We start from the raw sequence: 14,548 nt of genomic DNA on the forward strand, positions 1-14,548 counted from the left end.
GCTTCTTCCTACGGCCGCGGCTGTTCGGGACGGTCGAGGCGGGCCTCCGGCGGAGCGTCCCCGAGGACGACGATGGCCCCGGTCAGCCCCCGGCCCTCGTCGTTGCCCGTGGGCGAGGCGTACCAGTAGTAGCCCGGCCCGTCGAGGTTGAGGTGCGCGTGTCCGTGCGAATGGTTCACCAGCCAGATGAACTTCCTGTCGCCATTGCTCGGCAGAAGTGCGCAGTGCGTGTTCTTGTCGTCATTGACGAGCTCGAGCTCGATATCGCCCCCATGGGGCATGACCAGAATTGAAGGATCCCAGGTCAGCTCATCCGGGTGGATACGAATGGTGGCCTTCATGTGGCCGTCCGATTCCTCGGTGGCCTGCCCAATACTTCCGGTTCCCAGCACTTGACCCAGCGCTGCTTTGTTCTGTGCGGCCAGCCCGAGCCTGTCCAGCAGGTCGGCTCGCTCCTGCGCGATCGTCATAGGTGGTTCCACTCCTCGAAATCTATTTTAGGAGCGCACTACGCCCGATAAATCGCACCCCGAATACGGTGCTGAATTCGCAGTCGATAAACACGCTACGCCGGATGGATCACGCCGACAAGGCGCGCCCTGGTGCGGTCCGGATCATGCCGTTCGTCCGCGACGGGCTACCGTTCGTACCCGATGTGCCGCCGTTGGGAGGAGCCGGGCGGCGGCGTACCGAGGTCGTACCGATCGAGGTTCATGACCTTGGTCCATGCGGCGACGAAGTCCTGCACGAACTTCTCCCGTGCGCCCTCGCTCGCGTAGACCTCCGCGACGGCACGCAGTTCGGGGTTCCGGCGGAAGACGAGGTCGACGCGGCTACCGGTCCACTTGATCTCGCCGGTGGCACGGTCGCGCCCCTCGAAGGCTTCCGCGGTCGCGGATGTCGGCGTCCATTCCGTGCCCGTGTCGAGCAGGTTCACGAAGAAGTCCTCGGTCAGCGACCCGGCCGCCGAGGTGAAGACGCCCAGCGGCGACTGCTGGTGGTTGGCGCCCAGCACCCTCAGGCCCCCCACGAGGACGGTCATCTCGGGCGCGCTCAGGTCCAGCAGGTTCGCGCGGTCGACCAGCAGGTGCTCCGACGGCAGCCGGCTGCCCTTGCCGAGGTAGTTGCGGAACCCGTCCGCGGTCGGCTCGAGCGGGGCGAAGGACTCCACGTCGGTCCACTCCTGCGTGGCGTCCGTGCGTCCCGGGCTGAAGGGGACCTGGACGTCGTGCCCGGCGGTCCTGGCGGCCCGCTCGACGGCGGCGGCTCCCCCGAGCACGATGAGGTCGGCCAGCGAGATCTTCTTGTCCCCGGCCTGGGAGCTGTCGAAGGACTCCTGGATCCCCTCCAGGGTGTGCAGCACCTGTGCCAGTGTGTCGGGGTCGTTGACCTCCCAGCCCCGCTGTGGCTCGAGACGGATGCGCGCGCCGTTCGCCCCGCCGCGCTTGTCGCTGGCGCGGAACGTCGAGGCCGACGCCCACGCGGTCGAGACGAGCTGGGAGACGGTCAGTCCGGAGGCGAGGACCCGGCTCTTGAGCGCGGCGATGTCGGCCGCCCCGACGAGCTCGTGGTCCACGGCGGGGACCGGGTCCTGCCAGAGCAGCGTCTCCCGGGGTACCAGCGGTCCGAGATAGCGCTGGATCGGGCCCATGTCGAGGTGCGTCAGCTTGAACCAGGTCCGGGCGAACGCGTCCGCGAGCTGGTCCGGGTTCTCCAGGAAGCGTCGCGAGATCGACTCGTAGACCGGGTCCGACCGCAGCGCGAGGTCCGTCGTCAGAATCGTCGGGGCGTGTGTCGTCGACGGGTCGTGGGCGTCCGGTACGGTGCCGGCCCCGCCGCCGTCCTTCGGGATCCACTGCCACAGCCCCGCGGGGCTCAGCTCCAGCTCCCACTCGTAGCCGAACAGGGTCTCGAAGAAGCTGTTGTCCCATCTCGTCGGGGTGGGTGTCCACGTACCCTCCAGCCCGCTGGAGATGGCGTCCGCGCCCTTCCCGGTGCCGTAGCTGTTCCTCCAGCCCAGGCCCTGCTCCTCGAGAGGGGCGCCCTCGGGTTCGGGGCCGAGGTGGGCGACCGGGTCGGCCGCGCCGTGGGTCTTGCCGAACGTGTGACCGCCCGCGATCAGCGCGACGGTCTCCTCGTCGTTCATCCCCATGCGCCGGAACGTCTCGCGGATGTCGCGGGCCGCGGTGAGCGGGTCCGGGACGGTGTTCGGCCCCTCCGGGTTGACGTAGATGAGGCCCATCTGGTCGGCGGCCAGGGGCTTGTCCAGCTCGCGGACGCCGCGGTGGCGTTCGTCGCCGAGCCAGGCGTGCTCGGGGCCCCAGTAGACGTCCGCGTCGGGCTCCCAGACGTCCGCCCGGCCGCCGGCGAAGCCGAAGGTCGTGAGGCCCATCGTCTCCAGGGCGCGGTTGCCCGCGAAAACCATCAGGTCGGCCCAGGAGATCTTGCGGCCGTACTTCTTCTTCACCGGCCAGAGCAGCCGGCGCGCCTTGTCGAGGTTGCGGTTGTCCGGCCAGCTGTTCAGCGGCGCGAAACGCTGCATGCCGGCGCCCGCGCCGCCCCGGCCGTCGTCGATGCGGTACGTGCCCGCGCCGTGCCACACCATCCGGATCACGAGCGGCCCGTAGTGGCCGAAGTCGGCCGGCCACCACTCCTGCGACGTCGTGAGCACCTCGTCGACGTCCCGTGCCAGGGCGTCGAGGTCGAGCGTCCGGAACTCCGCGGCGTAGTCGAAGTCCTCACCCATGGGGTCGGCGACGGCGGGGTGTTTCCGGAGAATCGCCAGGTCGAGCCGGTCCGGCCACCAGCCGCGGTTGCTCGCGCCCGCGGTCGCGTGACCGTGGTGGCCGGCCGGGGCAGCAAAGCCGAGGCCGCCCGCGCCCCCGACGTTCGCCTCGCCGGCGACGGCGTCCGGGCTGTCAGTCACGGGACTCCTCCTTCCGGGAACAGAGATCGTGCGCCGGGGCACTCAGAGGTCCAGGGCACGTCGCACGGCCGGCGCATGCCGCCGGGAAACCGGCACCATCACGTTCGCCCGGTCGTCCATGACCAGGGACAGCTCGCCCTTGAGCCCACGCTCTATCTCCCTGATGCGGCTGAGGTTGACCACGTACCGGCGGTGCACCCGCAGGAAGCCGACGTCCGCCAGCTCGCCTTCGAGCTTGTCCAGACTCAGCGAGGCGGCTCGCAGTCGCCCCTGATCGGTGGAGAGCCACACGTCGTTCCCCTGCGATTCGGCGAAGGAGACTTCCGGCAGCCGCAGCAGCACCATCCGGTTGCCGCGCATCGCGACCAGTCGGCGCGGCTGCGCCCGAGGGCGCGCGGCCCCCTCCGCCTGGGGCACCTGTGCCCCGCCGGAGGCACCGAACGAGACCAGGTGCCCGATCAGGCGTCCGGACGAGAAGACGGGCCGGATGCCGATCGACGTCGGCTCGTCGGCGAGGTGGGCGAAGATCTGCGTCGAGCCGACCCAGTCGGGATTGTGGGCCGCCTGCCCCGTGGCATACCGGGCGGCTGTGATCAGTTCGGGCAGCCCGGGGTTCCAGCGCAGCGTGGGGTCGACCGCCGGGGTGCAGGCCGGGACGCCCAGGAACACGCTTGCCATCTCGTCGGCGATCACCACCTTGCCCGCGGTGTCCAGCGCGGCGAGGGGCGCGCTGGAGCGTGCCCTGGCCTGGGTGTGGGCCGCGACCAACTCGGCACCGCTGTCCCGGGCGCGCCTCTTCAGGGGGCACTGGGTCATGGCGGCCGCGTTCGCCAGCCAGCTTTCCGTGGACGCCGGGAGCCGGCTGCGCCAGCGGCAGATGTTCAGGACCGCGATCGGTTCTCTGGTCACCACGTCGCGCACCGCGATGCCCGCGCAGACCCAGTTGTGGAGCGCCCGGCACCAGTGCTCCGCGCCCCTGATCGACACCGGGCCGTGCGCCTCGAGCGCCGTTCCCATGCCGTTCGTGCCGACCGCGCACTCGGACCAGCAGAACCAGGGCGCCATATTGGGGTCGCCGGCCCTGGCGAGCGTGGCTTGATCACCCCACTCGGCCAGGATCCGGCCCGTGGCATCGGTGACGGTGACGACGCCACCGAGGTTGCCCACTTCATGTGCCACCGAGGCGGCACGAAAGCCCAGCTCGGCGAATACGCCGTCGTGCTCGGGCGTACGGTCGGGCTCCGCGACGGCCACCGGGGCCTCGGTGAGGTGAGGATCGACCCGGTACTGCTCCCGGCAGCGATGCCAGGAGATCGCCACCAGCGGCCGGACGTCCGGGACCTGATCCTCGCCCTGCACGAACCGTTCCCACGCCGCGAGCACGGTGCCGTCGTCCAGGTTCGCCGACCCGGACTCGAGCCGATGTACATCCCTCATGGTTCAGAACCACCCTTGGTCCGTCCCCAACACGCGACGGCGTGCGCGCTGGTCCGCGCCGGTCGCCGCTCGTCGCGGCCGGGCCTGCAGCGGCCCGGGTCGTGCGTCGCGCGTCTTCCTTCTTCGTCACCCGTTCAGGCCGTGTCACAGACCTGCACTCCCGCACTCCCCACCCTAGGTACCGTTGTCGGCCTGCGCACGTCCCTCTCCAGGCCGCTTTTGCGAAATGCCGTTCTTCCCGAGCGGGTCAAGGAGCGTGCCTGACCGATGCGAGTCCACCGCGGGGCGGCAGTGACCGGCCGGGCGCACGGCCCGGAGTGACAGTGCTCGACCTGCCTGCGCCCGCCGCCCCGAGCGGTCGAAGGTCGGCCTGGTGGTCGAGGTGAAGAAGGTTCCCCCACCGCCCGGCACGCCGCGGTCCCTGCGTGCCGGGCCGGGCTCAGGCGGGTACGTCCGTCCGCCGGGCGCCGACGGCCTTGAGGAGTCGCAGGTTCCGGTCGGCGCCGGAGCCCGGTTCGGCGGTGAAGATCACCACTTGCTGGTCACGGTCCGGGACGGTGAGGACGTCGAAGTCCAGCTCGACCGGGCCCACCTGCGGGTGCTGCAAGACCTGCCGGGCATGGTGCTCGATCCCGAGCTCCTGGGAACTCCACAGCCGTGCGAAGTCCGGGCTGCCGGCGGTGAGTTCACGTCAACCCCAGGGCTGCTGGGACCGGTTCGGCCACACCGGCTCCGACTACGCCGTGCGGGGCGCCCCGCAGATGACCGCCGTCGTCACCATGGTCCACGCCCTCGGCGGCTGACCGGCGCCCCCACCGGTCCCCGACCGGTCCGCACGGCCACCTTCCCGTTCCCGCAGCGCGTACCGGCCCTCGCTCCGGTCCTGCGGGAACGGGCCTTCATGATCTCGGCAGCGGCCCGCCTGCCGGCACCACACCCCACCGGGAAGCGCGCGAGAATGGAAGCGGCACACCACACCGACCCCGATGAAGGGAGGAGGGGGATGGCCAAAACCGCGAAGACACCGCACCAGCACACCCATGAGGGCGACGGCGCGGGTCTGCACCTGCACCTGCGTACGCTGCACCCTCCGGTGCCGATCCCGTACCTCACCAGGGAAGAGATGACGAGCACGGCCCGGGCGGCGACAGCACGACTGCCCGGCCCACCCGCCGTCAAGGATCTCGCGTTCTACGGCGGCCTCGGAGCACTGACGGTGGCAGGGGCTCTGGAATGGCCCGTCGCCCTCGCCGTCGGCGGCGCGACCTGGCTGGTACGCAGCGGGCGGAAGGAGAGGCGGGCGACAGACGCCCGGACATGACCGTCCGGGCGTGGGGGCGGTCCGAGGCCGGCCGGCGACCGACAGGAAGTGCCGCCGGACGAGAACCAGTGGCGCGCGGCGGCGTGAGCGCTGCCGGGCGCCCGGGGTGTCACCCGGCCGGTGTGAAGGCCTTGCGCAGAGAGACCGCGTGAGCGGACCACATCTGCCACACGAGGCGCAGGACGAGCGCCTCCACGAGCGCAACGACGATCTTCGTTGCCACGGCTGCCAGTATCTCGGCCATGTCGGCTGACTTTCTGTTCTCGGATACGAATGTCCGAAACCAGACAATGCCGCCTTTTCCTATGCCACGGGTGCTTTCCAGGCATATTTTCTATAAATCGCAGGTGAACATGCGGTGACAGCGGGCGCCGCGCGCCCCGGCCGCGCGACCAGCCGGCGGTGAACTCACTGCGCACGACACTGCACGGTCGCGGTCGGGCGCCTTCGGGATCCAGCTCGAACCGCGCCATCGCCGCGGGTGCCGAGGACCGCGCCACCGACACCGTCCAGTACCTCACCGGCAGGACCCCGCGTGGCGGCGAGACCCAGGGCGGCCACACGCCGAAGGTGGGGCCGGTTCGGTCACCGGCGGCGGCGCGGGGCGGACAGGGCGGCGGTGAAGTCGTCCAGGGCCGCGAGGTTGTGGGCGCTGACGACGGCGTCGCAGTAGGGCAGCGCCGCGGCCATGCCGGCCACGAGCGGACGGTAGCGCGGGCTCGCCGTACGCGGGTTGACCCAGACGATGCGGTGGGCGACCCGGGACAGCCGCGCCATGTGGGTGGCGAGGTCGGCGGGTTCACCGGTGTCCCAGCCGTCGGAGACGACGGCGACCACGGCGCCGTGCGCCATGCCGCGCCGTCCGTACCGCTCGTTGAACTCCGCCAGGCACTGCGCTATCCGGGTGCCCCCGGACCAGTCCGGGGCCGCCCGTCCGGCCCGTGCCAGGGCGTCGTCCGGCCCGGCCCGGCGGAGGACGGGCGTGAGGCGGGTGAGCCGGGTGGCGAACGTGAAGACCTCGGCGCGGGTGGCACGGGCGGCACAGTAGAGAAGTTGCAGCATCGCGCGGGCGTAGGGCTCCATCGAGCCGGAGATGTCGCAGAGCACGACGAGGTCGCGGGGGCGGGCGCGGGGCACGAAACGGCGCAGCCGCAGCGGGTAGCCCCCGGTGCGCCGGCTGGCGGAGAGGGTACGGCGCACGTCGATGCGCGCACCGTGGTGCGCGGTGCGGCGCCGCCGGGACGGCCGGGTCGGGGTACGCAGCATGAGGGTGCGCATCACCTCGGACACGAGCGCCAGTTCCTCGGCGGACAGGTCCGCGAAGTCGCGGCCCGCGAGTCGGTCGAGCGGGCTGGCGGCCAGGGGTACGGGGGCTTCGAGCGGCTGTCCGCCGGCCTCCCGGCGGCGTCCGTCGGCGGTGGCCCCACGGGTGCCGGGGACGCGCCCGGGCACGGTGCGCGACGGCGATCGGGCCGGGTCACCGGGTTGCCCGCGTGGTGCCTCACGGCCGGCCGGGCCGCCGAAGACCTCGCGGAAGACCGCGTCGAACGGCTCGATCTGCTCGGGTCCGGACAGCAGGGTGGCGAGCGCGCAGTGCCGCAGCTCGCGCGGCGTCGACGGTGCCAGCAGGGTGAGTGCCCGGGCGAAGCTGCGGGTGCGGTCGGGGCCGACCGTGATCCCCGCGTCGTGCAGGGCGGTGGTGAAGGCGGCGGCCAGTTCCGGCAGGTCAGGTTTCACGGCCCGGCTCCGCCTCGACCAGCTCCGCCACCCCGGTCCGGCGTACGGCCTGGAGGTCCTCGGCGTACTTGAGCACCGCCCCCAGGGTGCGGTCGGCGGCGTCGGCGTCGAGCACGGAGAGCCCCAGCGTGTGCAGCGCGGCCGCCCAGTCGATCGCCTCGGCGATGCCGGGCGGCTTGGTGAGCTCCTGCCGGGCGCGCAGGCGTGCCACCCCGTACGCCACGCGCGTGGCCAGCCACGCGGCCGACTCCGGGACCCGTCTGCGGATGATCGCGGCGACGCGTGCGGTGTCCGGGTGGTCGATCCAGTGGTAGAGGCAACGGCGTTTGAGCGCGTCGTGCAGATCCCGGGTGCGGTTGGAGGTCAGTACGGCCACCGGCGGCACCGCGGCCGTCCGGGTGCCGAGTTCGGGGATGGTGACCGCGGCATCGGCGAGCAGTTCCAGCAGGAACGCCTCGAACTCGTCGTCGGCGCGGTCCACCTCGTCGATGAGCAGCACCGCAGGCCGCGGTCCCGGGTGGCAGATCGCGGCGAGCAGCGGCCGGGGCAGCAGGTAGTCCTCGGTGAACAGGTCGGCGTCCCGCAGCGGCTCCCCGCGGGACTCGGCCAGCCGGATGGCCAGCAGCTGCCGTGGGTAGTTCCACTCGTAGAGCGCCTCGGCCGAGGACAGTCCCTCGTAGCACTGCAGCCGGATCAGCGGGGTGTCGAGCACGGCGGCGAGCGCGCGGGCCGCCTCGGTCTTGCCGACACCCGGCTCGCCCTCCAGCAGGATCGGCTGGCGCATGCGCACGGCCAGCAGCAGCGCCGTGGCCAGGGCGTCGTCGGCCAGGTAGCCGACCGCGTCGAGACGCGAGCGCAGGCCGGGGACGTCGGGTGCGAGGGAATCGAGGTCAGGCATGCGCGTACCGGGAGGGATCGTCGGCGAAGGCGTGCCGGCACCCCGGCCCGCAGAAGTACACGGTGGTGCCGCCCCGGTCCAGCGAGAGGGTGTCCGGCGTGACCGCCACGGTCATGCCGCACACGGGATCCACTCCCTCGGCCACCGCCTGGGGCGCGGCGGAGCCGGCTCCGGGGCGCACGGCCGGGGCCGCCTGCGGCCGCAGGGCGATGATCTGGGCGTACACCGACAGCGCGATCTCCCCCGGGGTCCGCGCGCCGATGTCCAGACCGGCCGGGGTGTGGACGCGGGCGCGTTGCTCCTCGGTGAGGTCAAGCGCGGCGAGCACCGCCGTGCCGCGCCGGGGACTGGCGACCAGCCCGATGTACGGGACCCCGGCGCGTGCGGCCTCGGTCAGCACGGTCTCCTCGTCGCGGCCGTGTGTGGCGACGACGACGATGTCCAGATCGGGTGGCAGCGGCTCCCCGGGCGGGGCCGGACGGGCGTCGAGACCGAGCACCCGGCCGACGTCGAGCAGGGCGCGGGCTATGGGGGCATGACCGTGGACGTACGCCATCGCCGGAGGCAGGTTCGCCTCCAGGAAGATGTCGAGCGTCCCGCCCGACAGGCAGGGATTCGCCACGGTGACCAGGCCGTCGACGGGCCCCTGCGCGTCGTCGGCGCCGGTGCCCGGGCCGGGTGTGATCCGCAGCAGCAGCGACTGGCCGGTCTGCAGCACGCGCAGGCCCTGCAGGCGCACCGTCGTCTCGGCGCAGGTGCCGCCCACGAAGCCCTCGACGGTGCCGTCGGGCAGCACCAGAGCGCTGTCCCCGGGTTTGGCGCTCGTGGGCCGTCGGGCGTGGACGACGGTGGCCAGGACGAACGGGGTACGGCCGTGCCGGAGGGCGTCCGCGCGGGTCAGCAGTTCGAGGTTCGTCATCGCGGGTGCCTCAGGTGATCGCCATGTCGGTGCGCAGCGGCCGGCCCTGGGCGGCCCGCCACACCACGGCGGGGGTCAGTGGCATGTCGACGTGGCGCACGCCGAGCGGGCGCAGCGCGTCGACCACGGCGTTGACCACCGCGGCGGGCGACCCCACCGTGGCGGACTCGCCGACGCCCTTGGCGCCGATGGGGTGGTGCGGGGAGGGGGTGACGGTCTCGCCGAGCTCCCAGGACGGGCACTCGACCGAGGTGGGCAGGAGGTAGTCCATGAACGATCCGCCGAGGCAGTTGCCGTCCTCGTCGAAGGCGATCACCTGCATGAGCGCCATGCCGAGGCCGTCGGCGAGTCCGCCGTGGACCTGGCCCTCGACGATCGTCGGGTTGATCCGGTTGCCGCAGTCGTCCACGGCGACGAACCGGCGGACCTTCACCTGCCCGGTGCCGGCGTCCACGTCGGCGACGCAGATGTACGCGCCGAACGGGAAGGTCAGGTTCGGCGGGTTGTAGACGCAGCTCGCGTCCAGGTGGCCCTCGACGCCCTCGGGCAGCTCCAGGTTGGAGTGTGCGGCGAGCGCGATCTCGGCCATGGTCCTTCCCTGGTCGGGGTCGCCCGTGACGAACCAGCGGCCCTTCTCCCATTCCAGGTCGTCCGGGCTGACCTCGAGCATCGCGGAGGCGACGATCTTCGCGCGTTCCCGCACCTTGCGGGCGACCATCGCGGCCGCCGCGCCGGACACCGGCGTCGAGCGGGAGCCGTAGGTGCCGAGGCCGAACGGGGTCTGGTCGGTGTCGCCGTGCACCACCTCTACGTCCTCGGGCGGGATGCCCAGTTCCTCGGCGACGATCTGCGCGAACGTCGTCTCGTGGCCCTGCCCCTGGCTCTGCACGGAGATCCGCAGGACGGCCGTCCCGGTGGGGTGGACCCGCAGCTCGGCGCCGTCGGCCATGCCCAGTCCGAGGATGTCCATGTGCTTCCGCGGGCCCGCGCCCACGGCCTCGGTGAAGAAGCTGACCCCGATGCCCATCAGCTCGCCCCGCTCGCGCTTGTCGGCCTGCTCCCGGCGCAGGTCCTCGTAGTGCGCGATGTCCATCGCCAGCCGCAGGGCGCGCGGGTAGTCGCCGGAGTCGTACTCCCAGCCCGTCCGCGTCGTGTACGGGAACTGCTCCGGCCGCAGCAGGTTGCGCATGCGCAGCTCGGCCGGATCCGTACCGAGCCTGTCGGCGAGCACGTCGACCATCCGCTCGACCAGGTAGACCGCCTCGGTGACGCGGAACGAGCAGGCGTAGGCGACGCCGCCGGGCGCCTTGTCGGTGTAGACGCCGGTCACGGTGCAGTGGGCGGCGGCCAGGTCGTACGAGCCGGTGAAGACGCCGAAGAAGCCGGCCGGGAACTGCGTCGGCTGTGCGGTGGCGTTGAACGCGCCGTGATCGGCGATCACATGGACGCGCAGGCCCTGGATCTTCCCGTCCTTCGTCGCCGCGATCTCGCCGTGCATGTGGTAGTCGCGGGCGAAGGAGGTGCTCATCAGGTTCTCCGAGCGGTCCTCCATCCACTTCACCGGCTTTCCGGTGACGATGGAGCCGACGACCGCGCACACGTACCCGGGGTAGATGCCGACCTTGTTGCCGAAGCCGCCCCCGATGTCCGGGGCGATGATCCGGATCTTGTGCTCCGGGATGCCGGCCACCATCGCGTAGATCGTGCGGTGGGCGTGCGGGGCCTGGGTGGTGGACCACACGGTCAGCTTCCCGGTGATGGCGTCCATGTCCGCCACGGTGCCGCAGGTCTCCAGCGGCGCCGGGTGCACCCGCGGGTAGAGCATGTCCTGCTCCACCACCACGTCGGCGGCCGCGAAGACCGCGTCGGTGCGTTCCTCGTCGCCCGCCGACCAGTCGAAGATGTGGTTGTCGGTCTGGTTTTCCTTGTCGTCGCGGATCACCGGCGCGTCCGGGTCGAGCGCCCTGCGGGCGTCGACGACCGCGGGGAGCGGTTCGTACTCCACGTCGATCAGCTCGAGGGCGTCCCGGGCGGCGTACTGGTCCTCGGCGACGACGAAGGCGACCTCCTGGCCCTGGAAGCGCACCTTGTCGGTGGCGAGCACCGCCTGCGTGTCGTACGAGAGCGTGGGCATCCAGGCCAGCCCGAGACCGGCCAGGGTCTCCCCGGTGATCACGGCCCTGACCTTCGGGTGCGCCTCGGCGGCGCTGGTGTCGACGGACACGATCCGGGCGTGCGCCAGCGGGCTGCGCAGGATCGCTCCGTGCAGCATCCCCGGCAGCGTCACGTCGTCGACGTAGGTCCCGTGGCCGCGGACGAACCGCGCGTCCTCCTTGCGGGGCATCCGGCCGAAGCCCACCGGCCGTTCCTCGGTGGTCGTCATGCCCGCACCTCCTCGCGGCCGGGCGCCTGCTCGGTGCCCGCGTCGGCGGTCCGCTTCCCGCCACCGTGCTCGGCGGCCCAGCGGACGGAGCGCACGATGTTCTCGTAGCCGGTGCAGCGGCACACCTGTCCGGAGATGGCCTCGCGGATGTCCTCCTCGGACGGGTCCGCGTCGTGGTCGAGCAGCCAGCGGGCGGTCATCAGCATCCCCGGCGTGCAGAACCCGCACTGCAGCCCGTGGCAGGCGATGAACCCCTGCTGCACCGGGTCGAGTTCGGCCCCGTGCGCCAGGCCCTCCACGGTCCGCACCTCGTGGCCGTCGGCCATCACCGCGAGCACGGTGCACGACTTCACCGGCGTCCCGTCCAGCCAGACGGTGCACACCCCGCAGTTGGAGGTGTCGCAGCCCCAGTGGGTGCCGGTGAGCCCGAGTTCGTCGCGCAGGAAGTGCACGAGCAGCAGCCTGGGCTCCACGTCCCTCGTGTGCTGCTCGCCGTTCACGGTCACGGTGATCCGCATGTCACGCCTCCTGCCCCCGGGCGCGTGCGGCGGCCGCGCGCAGCGCCCGGGTGGTGAGCTCCCCGGCCAGATGCCGCTTGTAGTCGACCGGGCCGCGCTGGTCGGCCGCCGGCCTGCACTCCCGCGCGGCGATCCGGCCGGCCTCGGCGAACGCCTCGCCGTCGGGCCGTCCGCCGCGCAGGAAGTCCTCGGCCTGTTGGGCCACGAACCGTGGGGCACCGGCCGCGGTCAGCCCGATCCCGGCCTCGGTGACGATCCCGTCGGCGATCTCCAGCACCGCTCCCGCGGCGACGACCGCCCAGTCGCCGACCCGCCGCTCGACCTTGCGGTAGGCGCTGGCGTGCGAACGGATGGGCACGCGGATCTCCACCAGGAGCTCCGCTTCGCCCAGGGCGGTCTCGTACGGACCGAGGAAGAACTCCCTGATGGGGATCGTGCGCCTGCCGCCGGGTCCCTGGGTGACGAGCGTGGCGCGCAGCGCCGAGAACGCGGCCGACAGGTCCTCCGACGGATCCGCCTGGCACAGCGAGCCGCCCACGGTGCCGCGGTTGCGTACCAGCGGATCGGCGATGACCCGTTCGGCGTCCCGCAGGATCGGGAAGTGCTCGCCGACGACGGGCGAGGCGAGCAGCTCCGCGTGGCGGACCATCGCTCCGACGGCCAGGTCGTGCCCGTCCACCCGGATCAGCGCCAGCTCGCCGAGGCCGTTGATGTCGATCAGGGCTTCCGGCTGCGCCAGCCGCAGCTTCATCATCGGCAGCAGGCTGTGCCCGCCCGCCACCACCCGGGCCTCGGGGCCGTACCGTGTGAGCAGTTCGATCGCCTGCTCCAGGCTGGTGGCCCTCTCGTACTGGAATGCAGCGGGAACCTGCATCGGGCCCTCCCGGATCGTCGTGCCCGTTGCTGCAGGGATGGATGGTGCGCTCCTCGCACCTGCCGTGCAATGGGTGGATAAGCATTCACTTATCTCCCTGCACGCGGGAAAATCGGACCGTGACGGTGACGCAGCTCAGCTCCTTCGTGCTGGTCGCCCGGCTCGGTTCGGTGGGCGCCGCGGCGCGGACTCTGGGCGTGAGCGAGCCCGCGGTGTCGCAGGCGCTCGCCGCGCTGCGCAGCCACTTCGGCGATCCGCTCATCCGGCGCACCGGCGGCGGGGCGATGCGGCTGACACCCGCCGGGGCGCGGCTGCTTCCGGTCGCGTCGCGGATGGTCGCACTGAACGCGGATGCCGAGGCCGCGGTGCGGGCGGCACGGGGTGCGCCGGACGAACTTCGGGTCGTCGCCACGAGCACGCTGGCCGAGTTCGTGCTCCCGTCACTCATGGAGGCCTTCGCCTGTCGCTGCGGGCGCAGGACCGCGACCTCGTTCGGAACGGCCTCCGGCAGCGCGATGCGCGTGCTGGTGGAGAACCGTCTCGCGGACGTCGCGCTCGGGCCGTGTCCCGGCGCCGCCGGCCGGGGCGAACTGGTCAGCGAGCCGTTGTTCCGCACCGAGCTGGTCGTGGTGACCGGCGCCCGGTCCCCGCGGCCGCCCGGGCCGCCGCCGCAGTGGTCGTGGCTGGTCGACTCCTCCGGGACCGATCCGGACGCCGACTCCGGGCGCCTGCTGCGCCGGCTCGGCGTGAGCGAAGGACACGTGTGGGTCTTTCCCAACCAGGCCGCGACCTGGGCGGCCGCGGCCGAGGGCGCGGGGGTGGCACCGGCGCCCGCCCATCTGGTGTCGCCCCGCATCCGGCGGGACGAGCTGCGGATCCTGGAGACCCCGGCGACACCGTCCGACGCCACCTGGCATGCGACCGCCCTGCGGCCCGAGCACCGTTCCCCGGCCACCGACGCCTTCCTGCACTTCCTGCACACGCCCGCGGCGACCCGCGTCATGCGGGCGCCCGGCGCGGGCGTCCCGCCCTCCCGGTTCAGGCCTCCGGTGTACGTCACGCTCTGGGGCGCGTGAAAGCGTGAAAGGGCGTCAGCGACCGCCCGCCCGCGTCCGGTCGGCGGTGTGCCCGGGTCTCATCCGGGAGCGAAGGAGAAGCTGCGCCAGGGTCCCGTGGTCATGACGGACTGGTCCGACGCCCCGATGTCCAGGTAGTTGCTCTGTCCGCCCGGCGGCACGGTGCAGTCCGGCGTCGTGTAGAGGACCAGGCTGCTCTGTGTCTGGTTGTCGATGTGGGTCACGCCCTCGGGGAAACGGTGGCACCCGTGGGTCGGCGGGTTGGAGATTGTCTGCACGACCCTGACACCGCTGCGCGCCACGATCTGACCGGACGCCTGGTCCTGGCAGGCGGTGAGCGCGAGGGCGAACGACGAGATGCCGATGAGCGCGGCCAGCGTCCGTGAAGAAGGCATCGGGCCTCCTGGAGTGCGGGGAGCTGCCGGGGACGTCTCCTTCCTTCACTATCCGCCACTTCCG

Annotated in this window: 15 protein-coding genes; 3 read left to right on the top strand and 12 right to left on the bottom strand. The window is 72.2% G+C overall.

Annotated features, from left to right (window positions below):
- Positions 1-8: 8 nt before the first annotated feature.
- From ACIHEJ_RS02130 to ACIHEJ_RS02145, 4 genes are all read right to left on the bottom strand, one after another.
- On the bottom strand, positions 9-470 hold the full coding sequence (locus ACIHEJ_RS02130) for an MSMEG_3727 family PQQ-associated protein (protein ID WP_400131328.1): 462 nt from the start codon (positions 468-470) through the stop codon (positions 9-11).
- A gap of 167 nt (positions 471-637) precedes the next feature.
- The gene (gene katG, locus ACIHEJ_RS02135) at positions 638-2,926 is read right to left on the bottom strand and encodes a catalase/peroxidase HPI (protein ID WP_400131329.1); all 2,289 of its coding nucleotides are present in this window, start codon (positions 2,924-2,926) and stop codon (positions 638-640) included.
- Positions 2,927-2,968: 42 nt separating this feature from the next.
- Positions 2,969-4,363 (bottom strand): LytTR family transcriptional regulator DNA-binding domain-containing protein, encoded by a 1,395-nt coding sequence (locus ACIHEJ_RS02140; protein ID WP_400131330.1) that lies wholly within the window; start codon positions 4,361-4,363, stop codon positions 2,969-2,971.
- A 439-nt stretch (positions 4,364-4,802) separates the two neighbouring features.
- Positions 4,803-5,018 (bottom strand): hypothetical protein, encoded by a 216-nt coding sequence (locus tag ACIHEJ_RS02145; protein ID WP_400131788.1) that lies wholly within the window; start codon positions 5,016-5,018, stop codon positions 4,803-4,805.
- 25 nt (positions 5,019-5,043) lie between these two features.
- On the opposite strand from ACIHEJ_RS02145, the gene ACIHEJ_RS02150 reads away from it, so the two are divergent.
- Together ACIHEJ_RS02150 and ACIHEJ_RS02155 are read left to right on the top strand one after the other, a co-directional pair.
- Positions 5,044-5,166, top strand: a complete 123-nt coding sequence (locus ACIHEJ_RS02150; RefSeq protein WP_400131331.1) for a hypothetical protein — start codon at positions 5,044-5,046, stop codon at positions 5,164-5,166.
- A 200-nt stretch (positions 5,167-5,366) separates the two neighbouring features.
- Positions 5,367-5,684, top strand: a complete 318-nt coding sequence (locus ACIHEJ_RS02155; protein WP_400131332.1) for a hypothetical protein — start codon at positions 5,367-5,369, stop codon at positions 5,682-5,684.
- 109 nt (positions 5,685-5,793) lie between these two features.
- On the opposite strand, the gene ACIHEJ_RS02160 is transcribed toward ACIHEJ_RS02155, so the two are convergent.
- The 7 genes from ACIHEJ_RS02160 to ACIHEJ_RS02190 all read right to left on the bottom strand — a co-directional run bounded on the left by ACIHEJ_RS02160 (position 5,794) and on the right by ACIHEJ_RS02190 (position 13,013).
- On the bottom strand, positions 5,794-5,928 hold the full coding sequence (locus tag ACIHEJ_RS02160; RefSeq protein WP_400131333.1) for a hypothetical protein: 135 nt from the start codon (positions 5,926-5,928) through the stop codon (positions 5,794-5,796).
- Positions 5,929-6,269: 341 nt separating this feature from the next.
- A complete protein-coding gene (locus ACIHEJ_RS02165; RefSeq protein ID WP_400131334.1) occupies positions 6,270-7,421 on the bottom strand; it encodes a VWA domain-containing protein in 1,152 nt (383 codons plus the stop codon).
- The gene (locus ACIHEJ_RS02170) at positions 7,411-8,319 is read right to left on the bottom strand and encodes an AAA family ATPase (RefSeq protein WP_400131335.1); all 909 of its coding nucleotides are present in this window, start codon (positions 8,317-8,319) and stop codon (positions 7,411-7,413) included. The genes ACIHEJ_RS02165 and ACIHEJ_RS02170 overlap by 11 nt, the downstream gene beginning before the upstream one ends.
- Positions 8,312-9,238, bottom strand: a complete 927-nt coding sequence (locus ACIHEJ_RS02175) for an XdhC family protein (protein WP_400131336.1) — start codon at positions 9,236-9,238, stop codon at positions 8,312-8,314. Before ACIHEJ_RS02175 ends, ACIHEJ_RS02170 begins: the two co-directional genes overlap by 8 nt.
- Positions 9,239-9,248: 10 nt before the next feature.
- Positions 9,249-11,621, bottom strand: a complete 2,373-nt coding sequence (locus tag ACIHEJ_RS02180; protein WP_400131337.1) for an aerobic carbon-monoxide dehydrogenase large subunit — start codon at positions 11,619-11,621, stop codon at positions 9,249-9,251.
- Positions 11,618-12,139 (bottom strand): (2Fe-2S)-binding protein, encoded by a 522-nt coding sequence (locus tag ACIHEJ_RS02185; protein WP_400131338.1) that lies wholly within the window; start codon positions 12,137-12,139, stop codon positions 11,618-11,620. Before ACIHEJ_RS02185 ends, ACIHEJ_RS02180 begins: the two co-directional genes overlap by 4 nt.
- Position 12,140: 1 nt before the next feature.
- Complete coding sequence (locus ACIHEJ_RS02190) at positions 12,141-13,013, bottom strand: FAD binding domain-containing protein (protein WP_400131339.1); 873 nt, start codon at positions 13,011-13,013, stop codon at positions 12,141-12,143.
- Between the two features lie 119 nt (positions 13,014-13,132).
- On the opposite strand from ACIHEJ_RS02190, the gene ACIHEJ_RS02195 reads away from it, so the two are divergent.
- A complete protein-coding gene (locus ACIHEJ_RS02195; protein WP_400131340.1) occupies positions 13,133-14,089 on the top strand; it encodes a LysR family transcriptional regulator in 957 nt (318 codons plus the stop codon).
- A 59-nt stretch (positions 14,090-14,148) separates the two neighbouring features.
- Here ACIHEJ_RS02195 and ACIHEJ_RS02200 read toward each other — a convergent pair whose 3' ends face one another.
- Positions 14,149-14,484: a hypothetical protein gene (locus ACIHEJ_RS02200; RefSeq protein ID WP_400131341.1), complete on the bottom strand. Its 336-nt coding sequence runs from the start codon at positions 14,482-14,484 to the stop codon at positions 14,149-14,151.
- Between the last annotated feature and the right edge of the window lie 64 nt (positions 14,485-14,548).

It is taken from the genome of Streptomyces sp. NPDC052301 (assembly GCF_044593395.1).
GTDB lineage: Bacteria > Actinomycetota > Actinomycetes > Streptomycetales > Streptomycetaceae > Streptomyces.